The sequence below is a fragment of the Noviherbaspirillum phoenicis genome (genome assembly GCF_047237965.1).
Classification (GTDB): domain Bacteria; phylum Pseudomonadota; class Gammaproteobacteria; order Burkholderiales; family Burkholderiaceae_D; genus Noviherbaspirillum_A.
The window spans coordinates 17,273-28,995 of the sequence record NZ_JBDFLX010000002.1; the positions used below are offsets into that span (position 1 = coordinate 17,273).

Here is an 11,723-nt window from a genome sequence, read left to right on the forward strand (position 1 = left end):
TGCGCGCGCGCAAGCTACTTCAGCACATAGCTCGCCAGCACGCTCTGCACCTCGTAGATGCTCAGGCGCTTGTTGAACTGCTTCTGCAGCGGCGCCGGGCTGCCCGAGATCCAGATCTTGAGCTCGGCGTCGAGGTCGAAATGGCCGCCGGTCTCGATGCTGAAATGGGTGATGCTCTTGTACGGCACCGAGTGGTATTCCACCTTGCTGCCGGTCACGCCCTGCTTGTCCACCAGCACCAGGCGCTTGTTGGTGAAGACGAAGTAGTCGCGGATGAGCTGGTAGGCATGCTCCACCCGCTCGCCTTCGGCCAGCACCTGGCTGAACTCTTCCTGAATTTTTGCGGCGTCGATCTTGGACGCATTGCCCAGCATGCCGTCGAGCAGACCCATGGCGTTTCTCCCTGTATTGATGCCGAATGAAAACGAAGCCAATGCCCGCTCCATGCGGGCATCAGGGCGCAATCATGCCATGCCGCATCGCAATCAGCGCCAGCTCGGTCTGGTTGGCCACCGCCAGCTTCTGCTTGATGTTGTAGAGATGGGTGCCTGCCGTGCGCGGCGAGATATTGAGCAGCTCGGCCACCTGGTTGACGCTCATGCCGCGCGCCAGCTCGATGAAGACCGCGAACTCCCGTTCCGACAGCACCTCCACCGGGTTCTGGCCGCCGTCGAAGGCCTGCATCGCCATCTTCTGCGACACATGGGCGTCGAGGAAGCGGCCGCCGGCGGCCACCGTGCGCACCGCCTGCATCAGCTCTTCCGGCGCGCTGCGCTTGGACACATAGCCCAGCGCGCCGGCCTTGAGCATGAAGCGCACATAGCTCGGGTCTTCATGGGACGACAGGCCCAGCACCCGCGCCGCCGGGTCGCGGGCGATGATGCGGCGGGTGGCCTCGACGCCGGTGGCGCCGCCCAGGCCGATGTCCATCAGGATCACATCGGGACTGCCGGCCTCCAGCTGCTGGTAGGCCGACTCGGCGGAGTCGGCCTCGGCCACCACCCGGATATCCGGCGTGGCGTCGAGCAGCATCCGGAAGCCGATGCGCACCACCATGTGGTCGTCCACCAGCATCACCGTGATCGGTTCCTTCATACGGTCTCCTCCTGTAGCGGGATCCAGGCCGACACCTGCAGCCCGCCCTGTTGCGCCGGCCCGATGGCCAGCCTGCCGCCCAGCGCCTCGGCGCGTTCGCGCATGCCGCGCAGGCCGTAATGGCCATTCCTGGACAGGGGCTCGTCCGCGCCGCGGCCATTGTCCGCGATGCACACCCGCAGCGCGCCGTCCCTGATGCTCAGCTCGACCCAGGCGGCGCTGGCCTGCGCATGCCGCACCACGTTGGTCAGCGCTTCCTGCAGGATGCGAAAGGCGCAGGTCTCGGCGTCGACATGCACGGCGTCGTGCTGCGCCAGGTCCATGGCCAGCGTGATGTGCAGCCCCGGATGGGCCTGCTGCAGCGACGCCACCAGGTCGCGCACCGCGTCGCCCAGGCCGATCTCTTCCAGCTGGATCGGGCGCAGCCGCGGTATCAGCCGGTGCATCGCGTCGAAGCTGGCGCCGGCGGTCTCGAACAGCAGCCGGGCCGCTTCGCCGGCGGGCTTGCCGCGCAGTTCGGGATTCTGCGCCAGCGCCGCCGAGATGCTGCGCATGGCGGTCAGCGACTGTCCCATCTCGTCATGCAGCTCGCGCGCGATGGCGCGCCGCTCGTCCTCGATGCGCCGGTGCAGCGCCTGGGTGAACTCGCGCTGCGCCGCCAGCCGCGCCTCGGCCTGCGCGATCTGCTGGCGCGAGGCAATGTCGTCCTGCACCGCCTGCGCCATGCGGTTGAAGGCCATGCCCATCTCGCCCGGCTCGCGTCCCGGCAGCGCCGGCAGCCTGACGTCATGCCGGCCGCTGCCGATCTGCAGCAGCGCGCGCCGGATCTGCTCGAACGGCGCCAGCCAGCGCATCAGCATCCACGACAGCAGCAGATAGGCCATCAGCAACGCGGCGCTCTGGATCACCATGAAGCTGACCAGGTCGTCCCAGCCGTCCAGCACGGCGCGGGTCGGATTCGGCGCCACCACCAGGGTGCCGGCGTTGACCCGGATCACGGTCGCCTTCATCGCCGGCGTGACCAGCGCCGCATACCACTCCGGCGCATAGCGGCCGGCCTTGTAGGACGTGGGCGGCGATTCGTAAAGCAGCTCGCCGGCATGGTCGTAGAGCCGGATCTCGTTGGCCCTGACCCTGCCGGTCTGGCGCAGCACCTCGGCCAGCGCCACCGGCCCCTGGCGCGAATAGATGGCGGTGATGCGCGCCAGCAGCTGGGTGGCGATGCGGTTGGACGCTTCGATCTCCTCGCGGATGCTGCTGCGGGTGGTCTGGATTTCCTGGGCGCTGAAGATGGCCAGCGCGGCGAAAGCCAGGCTGCCCAGCAGCAGGTTGACCTTCAGCAGCAGGCCCATCGCGCGGCGCGGCTTAGCCATGAGAGGCTCCCCAGCCGTCGAAACCGCCGCGCGCTGCAAAGCCGTCCAGCGCCTGGCGCAGCGCCGCCGCCATGGCGGGATGGAACGGATCATGGCCGGCCCCGGGCACGATCAAAAGCCGGCTGCCCGGCAGGCGCTGCTGCAGGCGCCGCGCATTGGCCGGCGGGCAGACCCGGTCGGCGTCGCCATGCAGGATGGCCACCGGCATCGCGGGCAGGCTGCCGAGCGCCTCCAGCAACGCGTCCGGCTCCAGGAAGCAGCCGTGCCGCAGATAGTGCGCCTGTATCCGGTAACGCTGCACCAGGGCTTCGTCCGGCGGCCCCGTCGCCTCGTTGCGCAGGCCTTCCAGCGCCTGTTCATGGCCGCGCCAGGCTGCGGCAATCCGCCTGCAGTGCGCTGCATCGGACGCGACAAGCTGCCCGGCCAGCCAGGGCAGCAGCCGCCCCGGCGCCAGCACCGGCGCCGGGGCGATGGCGTCGAATGCCTGCCAGCACTGCGGCGTATCGAAGAAGCCGCTGACCTCGGCTGGCGTGGCCAGGAAGGGCGCCCGCAGCACCAGGCCGCGCAGCCGCTCGCCGTGCCGCGCCGCGTACGCCAGCGCCAGGGTGGCGCCCCAGGAGCCGCCGCCCAGCAGCATGCGCTCCACGTCCAGATGCCGGCGCAGCCGCTCGATGTCGTCCACCAGGAGGCCGGTATGGTTGTTCTCCAGCGCGCCGGCCGGCTGGCTGCGGGCGCAGCCGCGCTGGTCGGCCAGCACCAGGCGAAAGCGCGCCAGGTCGACCAGGTCGGCATGGCGCAGGCTGGCGCCGCTGCCCGGTCCGCCATGCAGCCAGAACAGCGGCAGGCCATGGGGATTGCCGTATTGCGCATACCAGAGGCGATGTCCGTCGCCGGTCACGATTTGGCCTTCGTCGAAAGCCGGGGTCATGGTGCAGCCTTGTCTCCTGTTTTTATCCCCGGATTCTAACCAGCCTGGCGCCCCCAGCAGAATCCGCAGTACAAAATCATGAAAATCATGAGCGCGCATTCATGGATTTGCCGCTGTCGGCTGGCCCGAAGGCCATCGCACAATGCGTCATCCGGGCTCTACACCGGCCTGGATGACCATCCATCCAACCTTGAAGGAGATCAGCATGAAGTGGGAAAAACCGCAAGCAAGCGACATGCGCTGGGGCTTTGAAATCACGATGTATATCGCCAATCGTTAAGTGCAGTACGGCTGCCGGGGACAATGATGAAACTACGTGTGCTCGGCTCCGCTGCCGGCGGCGGCTTTCCGCAATGGAACTGCAATTGCGCCAACTGCGACGGCGTTCGCCGCGGCACCATCCAGGCGCTGCCGCGCACCCAGTCGTCGATCGCGGTCACGGAAGACGAACAGGACTGGGTGCTGATCAATGCCTCCCCCGACCTGCTGGCCCAGATCAAGGCCGCGCCCGCACTGCAGCCGGCGCGCGCGGTGCGCGACAGCGGCATCGCCGCGGTGCTGCTGATGGATGCCCAGATCGACCACGTAACCGGCCTGTTGATGCTGCGCGAGCGCGGCACGCCCTTGCCGCTGTATGCCACCGCCCAGGTGATGGCCGACCTGAACCATGGCCTGAACATCGCCAGCGCGCTGGCCCATTACTGCAAGCTGGACTGGCGCGAGATCGCGCCCGGCGACCATGACTTCGCCATCGCCCCGCTGGCCCATACCCGCTTTGCCGCGCTGACGCTGGACAGCAAGGCGCCGCCCTATTCGCCGCACCGCAACGATCCGCATCCGGGCGACAACATCGGCCTGACCATCACCAATGCCCGCAACGGCCGCTCGGCCTTCTACGCGCCGGGGCTGGGCGCGCTGTCGGATGCGGTCACCCAGGCGATGCAGGCCGCCGACGTGCTGCTGGTGGACGGCACCTTCTGGCGCGCCGATGAAATGATCCGCCTCGGCCTGTCGGCCAAGACTGCCGCCGACATGGGCCACCTGCCGCAGGACGGCCCCGACGGCATGATCGCCGTGCTGGACAGCATGCCGGCGGCGCGCAAGATACTCATCCATATCAACAACAGCAACCCCATCCTGCGCGAGGACAGCGCCGAGCGCGCGCTGCTGGCGCAGCATGGCATCGAGGTCGCGCATGACGGCATGGAGATCGAACTGTGAACATAGCCACCGATGGCGGCCTGCCCTGGGATCGCGCCGAGTTTGAAGCCCGGCTGCGCAACAAGGACCGCAACTACCATATCCATCATCCGTTCAACATCCGCATGAACAGCGGCGGCTGCTCGCCGGCCCAGATCCGCGGCTGGGTGGCCAACCGCTTCTACTACCAGTGGATCATCCCGCAGAAGGACGCGGCCATCCTGTCCAACTGCGACGACCGCGAGACCCGCAGGCTGTGGGTCACCCGCATCCTCGACCACGACGGCCATGGCGACTACGAAGGCAGCGCGGCCGGCGGCCTGGAAGCCTGGACCCAGCTCGGCATCGCGGTGGGCATACCGCGCGAGGAGCTGTGGTCGCTGCAGCATGTGCTGCCGGGCGTGCGCTTCGCCTGCGACGCCTACCTGAACTTCGCCCGCCGCGCGCCGTGGCAGGAAGCGGTCTGCTCGTCGCTGACGGAAATGTTCGCGCCGCAGATCCACAAGGACCGCCTGGCGACCTGGCCCGACCATTACCCATGGATCGCCGCCTGCGGCCTGCACTACTTCCGCAGCCGGATTCCGCTGGCCCAGCGCGACGTCGACCATGGCCTGGCCGTCACGCTGTCGCATTTCACCAGCCGCGCCCAGCAGCAGCGGGCGCTGGAGATCCTCCAGTTCAAGCTCGACATCCTGTGGAGCATGCTGGACGCCATCGAAAAGGCTTATCCCGAATGAACGCCCTGCCTGAAAAGCCGCTGCTGAACCGCCGCTTCCGGATGCAGTACGAGCCTGCGCAGCAGGCCCACGTGCTGCTCTACCCGGAAGGCATGGTGCGCCTGAACCAGAGCGCGGCCGAGATCCTGAAACGCTGCGACGGCAGCGCCACCATCGATGAAATCATCGCGCAACTGGAAGCGGCCTTCGACACCACCGGCCTGCGCGACGACGTGCTGGGCATGCTGTCGCATGCGCAGGAAAAGGACTGGATACGATGACTGCCGCCGCGCCTTCCCCTCCCTACTGGCTGCTGGCCGAGCTGACCTACCGCTGCCCGCTGCACTGCGCCTTCTGCTACAACCCGTTGGACTATGCGGCGGTGCGCGACGAGCTCGACACCGAAGGCTGGTTCAGGGTGATGCGCGAAGCGCGCGAGATGGGCGCGGTGCAGATGGGCTTTTCGGGCGGCGAGCCGCTGGTGCGCGACGACCTGGAGCTGCTGGTGGCCGAGGCGCACCGGCTGGGCTTCTACACCAACCTGATCACCTCCGGCGTCGGCCTGACCGAAACCCGGATCGCGGCACTGAAGGAAGCGGGCCTGGACCATATCCAGCTGTCGTTCCAGGACTCCACCCGCGAACTCAACGACTTCCTGTCCAGCACCAGGACCTTCGACCTGAAGAAGCGGGTGGCTGCGCTGATCAAGAAATACGATTACCCGATGGTGGTGAACTGCGTGCTGCACCGGCATAACCTGCCGCACGTGGACAAGATCATCGACATGGCGCTTGAGCTGGATGCCGAATACCTGGAGCTGGCCAACACCCAGTACTACGGTTGGGCGATGAAGAACCAGCAGCAGCTGATGCCCACGCTGGAGCAGGTGCGCCAGGCCGAGCAGGTGGTCAATGACTACCGCGCCCGCATCGGCAACCGCTGCAGGCTGCTGTTCGTGGTGCCCGACTACTACGAGGACCGGCCCAAGGCCTGCATGAATGGCTGGGGCGCGGTGTTTCTGGCCGTGGCGCCCGACGGCGCCGCCCTGCCATGCCACAATGCGCGCAGCCTGCCGGGCCTCGCCCTGCCCAGCGTGAAGGACGCCAGCCTGCGCTGGATCTGGGAAGACAGCCCGGCCTTCAACCTGTTTCGCGGCGACAGCTGGATGCAGGAGCCCTGCCGCAGTTGCCCGGAAAAGGAAAAGGATTTCGGCGGCTGCCGCTGCCAGGCCTACATGCTGGCCGACGATGCCAGCGCCACCGACCCGGTCTGCGCGAAGTCGCCGCAGCGGGACCGGGTGGACGCAATCATCTTCCAGGCTGCCCATCCGGAAAAGCGGGAAGTCAGGGCCGAACCGATCCTGTTTCGCACCGACGCCAATTCACGGCAACTGTGCCAGCCGCAGGACCAGGCTGCGCAGGCCGCACAGCCCGGCAAGGCGGCCATCCTTTGACATTCATGCATCGAAACTGAATGAACTGCGGCATCCAGGCCACAGTCACCACAAAACCTGCGCTCTGCGATACAAACTGTCACACCCGGGAATGCGCACCGCACCTATACTGCGTCCGAACCTTCTCCCAGGAAGCAAGATGAACAAGTGCAAAGTCCTCCCACTTGATCCCGGCAAGCGACGCGCGGTCCGGCATGATGAACCGCCGGCATGGTCGGCCATGATGGCCGACGGCGTGATGGCCTTCCCGGTCGAGCGCCGCCAGGCCGCCATCCACGACTGCGACGAACTGCAGGCGCGCCGCCAGCGCCGGCAGGCGCGCCAGGCCTGACCCGTCCCTGACCTTTACCCCAGCGGGTCCACCATGAAGGTGGGCATGGCCTCGCCGCGCGGCGCCGTGGCGAGGAAGCGCTCGGCCACGTCCAGCGCCTCGGCGATGGTGACGTGCATGTCGAGGTAGCGGTAGGTGCCCAGCCGCCCGACGAAGGTGATGTTGCGTTCCTGCCTTGCCTTCTCGATGTACTGGCGCAGCTGCGACTTCTCCTTGGCCAGCCGGATCGGATAGTAGGGCGTGTCGTTCTCCTCGCAGTAGCGGCTGTATTCCTTGAAGATCAGCGTCTTGTCGTGGCTTTCCCACGGCGAGAAGTGCTTGTGCTCGGAGATCCGGGTATAAGGCACTTCCTCGTCGCCGTAATTGATCACCGGGTTGCCCTGGTAGTCGCCCTCGTGGCGCTCGGCCGCGAAGTCCAGCGTACGATAGCCCAGCCGGCCCTCGCTGTAGTTGAACCAGGCATCGATCGGCCCGCTGTAGAACACGTGGTCATAGCCGGCAGCATCGCTGCGGCCGAGCTTGGTGTTCAGGTGCACCGTGATGTTCGGATGGTCCAGCATCTTCTCGACGATGGCGGTATAGCCGCTCCTGGGCATGCCCTGGTAGGTGCTGGCGTAATAGTTGTCGTCGTAGTTGAAGCGCACCGGCAGGCGGCGCAATATGCTGGCCGGCAGTTCCGACGGATGCATGCCCCACTGCTTGGTGGTGTAGCCTTTGAAGAAGGCCTCGTACAGCTCGCGGCCGACGAAGCGCAGCGCCTGCTCCTCGAAGGTCTGCGGGTCCTTGATGCTCTGGTCGCCGATCGAGGTCAGGAACGCTTCCGCCTCGCGCGGATTGAAGGTCTTGCCAAAGAACTGGTTGATCGTCAGCAGGTTGATGGGCAGGCTGAACACGCGCCCGCCAGTAATGGTCTTGACGCGGTTGACGAAAGGCATGAACTCGTCGAACTGGCGGATGTAATTCCATACCTTCTCATTGCTGGTATGGAAAATATGCGGCCCGTAGGCATGCACCATCACATTGGTCTCCGCATCGCGCTCGGTGTGGCAGTTGCCCGCCACATGCGGCCGGGCGTCGAATACTTCCAGCTGATAGCCTGCCTTGGCCGCCTCATGCGCGATCACGGCGCCCGAGAAGCCCGCTCCAATCACAGCAATTTTCTTCACATGTCGCCCTTATTTCGATCGTGGAAAAGCCTGGCGGCACGCCGGCCGCCGGATGGTCTTGCTGTCGATTCTATGGGCCGGGTCGGGCCGTTGGGTTGATTCGGAACATGGCCCCGACGCCTGGCAATTTGGCCGCTCTATGCCGCTTGCGCGGCGTCAATCCCGCCGCCGGATATTGCCGCTGCTGACACATCTGGTAACGCCGCTTACGCATCCGCCCTAGATGCAACGCCGTTCCCGCGGTGTAATGAAGCCGTTTCCACATGGAGGTGCATATGAAAAACCCAGTCAAGATCATTGCAGGCATCCTCGCCGGCACAGCTGTCCTTCTCTCGGCGCCAGCCGCAATGGCCCACACGGTACGCGATGCGCACGGCCACTACCGCGCCCACCGCCACGTGCAGCCGCATTACGTCGCGCCGGTGCGGCATGGATACCGCCATGACCATCGCTATCCGCAACGCGTGGTCCCGGCCCGCGTCCAGCGCGACCGCGACGGCGACGGCGTGCCCAACCGCTTCGACGCGCGTCCCAACAATCCGCGGCGCTATTGATCAAGCCTTCATCAATCCACGGAGAATCCGATGCGCAAGCTGATCCTGCCGCTCGCCGCCGCCAGCATCCTGCTATCCGGCTGCGTGGTGGCGCCTTACGACCCGGTCGGGCCGGGTTATTACCGCCAACCGCATCATGGCTACTACGGCCCGCCGGGCCGTGGCTACTATCGCGACCGTGATGGCGACGGCATACCCAACCGGTATGACCGCGCGCCGGGCAATCCTTACCGTTATTGACGCGCTGCCGGGTTGGCCGCGCCGCTGCGCGGTAAGCTGGCGTCCTCTTCATCGAAATTAGGGAGGACGCCATGCGCATGACCAAGCTGCCATCGGGCGAAGCCGTACCGGCGCTGGGCCAGGGCACCTGGTATATGGGCGATCTGCCGGCCCGCCGTGCCGCCGAGGTGGCGGCGCTGCGCGCCGGCATGGACCTCGGCATGACGCTGATCGATACCGCCGAGATGTATGGCGACGGCGCCGCCGAGCGCCTGGTGGGCGAAGCCATTGCAGGCCGGCGCGATTCGGCCTTCATCGTCAGCAAGGTACTGCCGCACCATGCCACCCGGCGCGGCACCGTGGCCGCATGCGAGGCCAGTCTGAAGCGCCTGGCCACCGACCGCATCGACCTCTACCTGCTGCACTGGCGCGGCGGCGTGCCGCTTGAAGACACCCTTTCCGGATTCGCCGAGCTGCAGCGGGCCGGGAAGATACGCCATTGGGGCGTCAGCAATTTCGACGTGGATGACATGCGGGAATTGAATGCGGTAGCCGGCGGCGCCGCGGTGGCGGCCAACCAGGTGTTATACAACCTGACGCGGCGCGGCATTGAATTCGACCTGCTGCCGCAGTGCGCCGCCGAAGGCGTGCCGCTGATGGCCTACTCACCGATCGAGCAGGGACGTCTGCTGCGCGACCCGACGCTGGCGACGATTGCCGGCCGTCATCAGGTCACGCCCGCTGCCATTGCGCTGGCCTGGGTGCTGCGCCAGCCAGGCATGATCGCCATTCCCAAGGCATCGAGCGAGGCGCATGTGCGGGACAACCGTGCCGCGCTGGATATCCAGTTGAATGAGGACGATCTTGCCGCGCTCGACCGCGCCTTTGCGCCGCCGCGTTCGAAGCAGCCGCTGGAAATGATTTAGGCCGGAATAATATTCCCGCAGGAAATTAAATCGGGCTTGCAGCTGCGCAAGCATGGTGCGTTTCTGCTCGATTTCAGTGATTCTGGTGCCTGAGTGAAAGAAAAGCGCTGCAATTTGCGCTATACCTATAAAAACATGCGAATTGGTGATTTGCCATTTACTTTGAATGTGCCATTATGCTGCGTATCGAATTGACCAAGCTTTTGGGATTTCGGTAAAGCAGAATGTGCAGGGCGATCTAGACCGGCATTTTCGTATTTTTTATCTTAGGAATGTGGACGCAATTATGGCAACAGGTACTGTGAAGTGGTTTAACGACGCTAAGGGCTTTGGTTTCATCACCCCGGACGCAGGCGGCGAAGATTTGTTCGCGCATTTCTCCGCAATCAACGCATCCGGATTCAAATCCCTGCAAGAAGGCCAGAAAGTAAGCTTCGAAGTCACCCAAGGCCCAAAAGGCAAGCAAGCTTCGAACATTCAGCCAGTGTAATTCCCATCACCAGCGTCATTGCGACGCAGTGATGCTCAAAGCCTGCACCGACCCGGTTAGCGGGCTTTTTTTATGGGCGTCGCATTCCCTGCCCGCGGTTCAGCCGCCCATGTTGGGCACGACGCCCGGCGAAGCGGGAACATGCTCGATGTCGCCATCGCGCACCGCCAGATGCAGCCTGTCGATGATACCGGCAGCCGCGTCGCCGCTGACCTCGGGCCGGCTTGCCTGCAGGCGCGCGATCAGTTCCTCGCGCGAGGAGCACAATGAGCGGTCCTTGTCGCCAAAGTCGACGGCGGCCGCCCCCTCATAACCCGAGATCTGCGCCAGCAGCTGCCGGGCCTCGCTCGCCTGCAGCCGCAATGCATCGGCCAGCACGCCGGCTTTCTGCTCGAATTCCTCACGATTGGGATACGGGGTATGCATCGTCATGGTTCCTGTGGTCGACGCCGGACGGCAGACCGGACCAACATAGCCGATAGCGGCGCGATGTCCCGGCATTTCCACGCCCGGGCTTGAAATTGCTCAACAACGCCTGCCTGCGCCAGAAGTTTGCACAGGCAACGGAACGAAGCCCGCCGCCCGATGCCAAACCGGCACCAGGACTCGCCAACGGAATCGCCATGCCAGGCATGCTGCCCAAAGCGCCGCTGTTTCCTTCCACGCTCACCCAGGGCCTGCCGGCCTGCGAACTGGTGCTGCCACCCGCGGCGCCGCGCCATGCGGACGTCAACCGGCTGGCGCGGTCGCTGCCGCCCGGCATGCCGGACCGGCTGGAGGTCAGCATCACCCGGGCCGCGAACGGCAGCGAGCGCTGCACCGCCGCCTGGTACGGCAAGCGCGCCTACCTGATCCATCTGGCCTTGCTGCCGGCCGGGAGCTGACTGCGCCGCGCCTTGTCAGCGCAGCGCACCCGATCCGCCGCGTGGCGTACGGGCGCGTGCTCCCTGCCCTGCGCCGGCGCCCGAAAGACCGCCGGGAACGCCCGCGCTGGCCGGCATCACGGTCGAGATCGCATGCTTGAACACGATCTGCGTCACGTCGCCGTGGACGGCCAGCACATAGTTGTCGAACGACTCGATGGTGCCATGCAGCTTGATGCCATTGACCAGGAAGATGAACACCGGGGTGCGCTGGTCGCGCAGGTTCTCAAGGAATGCGGCTTGCAATAATTGCGGGTTACGTTCCACGGCACTTCCTTCAAAGGACAGGTTGGAGCGGCAGGCTGCGTTCGGCGCAACATTCCGGGCGCAAAAGGCGAACAGGCAGCAT

The 11,723-nt window shown here is 65.6% G+C and carries 18 protein-coding genes; 11 read left to right on the forward strand and 7 right to left on the reverse strand.

Features of this window, described 5'->3' with window-relative positions:
• Positions 1-14: 14 nt before the first annotated feature.
• The 4 genes from ABC383_RS19720 to ABC383_RS19735 form a co-directional block, all read right to left on the reverse strand.
• Positions 15-392, reverse strand: coding sequence for a PH domain-containing protein (locus ABC383_RS19720; RefSeq protein WP_194711827.1), 378 nt, complete (start codon positions 390-392; stop codon positions 15-17).
• Positions 393-453: 61 nt separating this feature from the next.
• Positions 454-1,095 carry a response regulator gene (locus ABC383_RS19725; protein WP_413016479.1) on the reverse strand — a complete coding sequence of 214 codons (642 nt, stop codon included), beginning with the start codon at positions 1,093-1,095 and terminating at the stop codon, positions 454-456.
• Positions 1,092-2,468, reverse strand: a complete 1,377-nt coding sequence (locus ABC383_RS19730; RefSeq protein ID WP_413016480.1) for a HAMP domain-containing sensor histidine kinase — start codon at positions 2,466-2,468, stop codon at positions 1,092-1,094. Before ABC383_RS19730 ends, ABC383_RS19725 begins: the two co-directional genes overlap by 4 nt.
• Positions 2,461-3,396 (reverse strand): alpha/beta fold hydrolase, encoded by a 936-nt coding sequence (locus ABC383_RS19735; protein WP_413016482.1) that lies wholly within the window; start codon positions 3,394-3,396, stop codon positions 2,461-2,463. Before ABC383_RS19735 ends, ABC383_RS19730 begins: the two co-directional genes overlap by 8 nt.
• Positions 3,397-3,601: 205 nt before the next feature.
• Between ABC383_RS19735 and pqqA the strand changes: the two genes are divergently transcribed.
• The 6 genes from pqqA (at position 3,602) to ABC383_RS19765 (ending at position 7,096) form a co-directional block, all read left to right on the forward strand.
• Positions 3,602-3,676 carry a pyrroloquinoline quinone precursor peptide PqqA gene (pqqA, locus tag ABC383_RS19740; RefSeq protein WP_194712025.1) on the forward strand — a complete coding sequence of 25 codons (75 nt, stop codon included), beginning with the start codon at positions 3,602-3,604 and terminating at the stop codon, positions 3,674-3,676.
• A gap of 26 nt (positions 3,677-3,702) precedes the next feature.
• On the forward strand, positions 3,703-4,617 hold the full coding sequence (pqqB, locus tag ABC383_RS19745) for a pyrroloquinoline quinone biosynthesis protein PqqB (RefSeq protein WP_413017373.1): 915 nt from the start codon (positions 3,703-3,705) through the stop codon (positions 4,615-4,617).
• The gene (gene pqqC, locus ABC383_RS19750; protein ID WP_413016484.1) at positions 4,614-5,333 is read left to right on the forward strand and encodes a pyrroloquinoline-quinone synthase PqqC; all 720 of its coding nucleotides are present in this window, start codon (positions 4,614-4,616) and stop codon (positions 5,331-5,333) included. The genes pqqB and pqqC overlap by 4 nt, the downstream gene beginning before the upstream one ends.
• A complete protein-coding gene (pqqD, locus tag ABC383_RS19755; RefSeq protein WP_194711822.1) occupies positions 5,330-5,593 on the forward strand; it encodes a pyrroloquinoline quinone biosynthesis peptide chaperone PqqD in 264 nt (87 codons plus the stop codon). The genes pqqC and pqqD overlap by 4 nt, the downstream gene beginning before the upstream one ends.
• Positions 5,590-6,765, forward strand: coding sequence for a pyrroloquinoline quinone biosynthesis protein PqqE (gene pqqE, locus ABC383_RS19760; RefSeq protein WP_413016485.1), 1,176 nt, complete (start codon positions 5,590-5,592; stop codon positions 6,763-6,765). The genes pqqD and pqqE overlap by 4 nt, the downstream gene beginning before the upstream one ends.
• A gap of 139 nt (positions 6,766-6,904) precedes the next feature.
• Entirely contained in the window at positions 6,905-7,096 is a 192-nt protein-coding gene (locus tag ABC383_RS19765) for a hypothetical protein (RefSeq protein WP_413016487.1), read from the forward strand.
• Between the two features lie 14 nt (positions 7,097-7,110).
• Here ABC383_RS19765 and glf read toward each other — a convergent pair whose 3' ends face one another.
• A complete protein-coding gene (gene glf / locus ABC383_RS19770; RefSeq protein WP_413016488.1) occupies positions 7,111-8,262 on the reverse strand; it encodes a UDP-galactopyranose mutase in 1,152 nt (383 codons plus the stop codon).
• A gap of 275 nt (positions 8,263-8,537) precedes the next feature.
• Between glf and ABC383_RS19775 the strand changes: the two genes are divergently transcribed.
• The 4 genes from ABC383_RS19775 (at position 8,538) to ABC383_RS19790 (ending at position 10,451) form a co-directional block, all read left to right on the forward strand.
• Positions 8,538-8,816 carry a hypothetical protein gene (locus ABC383_RS19775; protein WP_413016490.1) on the forward strand — a complete coding sequence of 93 codons (279 nt, stop codon included), beginning with the start codon at positions 8,538-8,540 and terminating at the stop codon, positions 8,814-8,816.
• A gap of 30 nt (positions 8,817-8,846) precedes the next feature.
• The gene (locus ABC383_RS19780) at positions 8,847-9,056 is read left to right on the forward strand and encodes a hypothetical protein (protein WP_194711817.1); all 210 of its coding nucleotides are present in this window, start codon (positions 8,847-8,849) and stop codon (positions 9,054-9,056) included.
• Positions 9,057-9,127: 71 nt separating this feature from the next.
• Positions 9,128-9,961 (forward strand): aldo/keto reductase, encoded by an 834-nt coding sequence (locus ABC383_RS19785; protein ID WP_413016492.1) that lies wholly within the window; start codon positions 9,128-9,130, stop codon positions 9,959-9,961.
• Between the two features lie 286 nt (positions 9,962-10,247).
• The gene (locus tag ABC383_RS19790) at positions 10,248-10,451 is read left to right on the forward strand and encodes a cold-shock protein (protein WP_194711815.1); all 204 of its coding nucleotides are present in this window, start codon (positions 10,248-10,250) and stop codon (positions 10,449-10,451) included.
• Positions 10,452-10,550: 99 nt separating this feature from the next.
• On the opposite strand, the gene ABC383_RS19795 is transcribed toward ABC383_RS19790, so the two are convergent.
• Entirely contained in the window at positions 10,551-10,883 is a 333-nt protein-coding gene (locus tag ABC383_RS19795; RefSeq protein ID WP_413016494.1) for a hypothetical protein, read from the reverse strand.
• A gap of 191 nt (positions 10,884-11,074) precedes the next feature.
• On the opposite strand from ABC383_RS19795, the gene ABC383_RS19800 reads away from it, so the two are divergent.
• Positions 11,075-11,335 (forward strand): hypothetical protein, encoded by a 261-nt coding sequence (locus ABC383_RS19800; protein ID WP_413016496.1) that lies wholly within the window; start codon positions 11,075-11,077, stop codon positions 11,333-11,335.
• Between the two features lie 15 nt (positions 11,336-11,350).
• On the opposite strand, the gene hfq is transcribed toward ABC383_RS19800, so the two are convergent.
• Positions 11,351-11,641 carry an RNA chaperone Hfq gene (gene hfq / locus ABC383_RS19805; protein ID WP_194711812.1) on the reverse strand — a complete coding sequence of 97 codons (291 nt, stop codon included), beginning with the start codon at positions 11,639-11,641 and terminating at the stop codon, positions 11,351-11,353.
• Between the last annotated feature and the right edge of the window lie 82 nt (positions 11,642-11,723).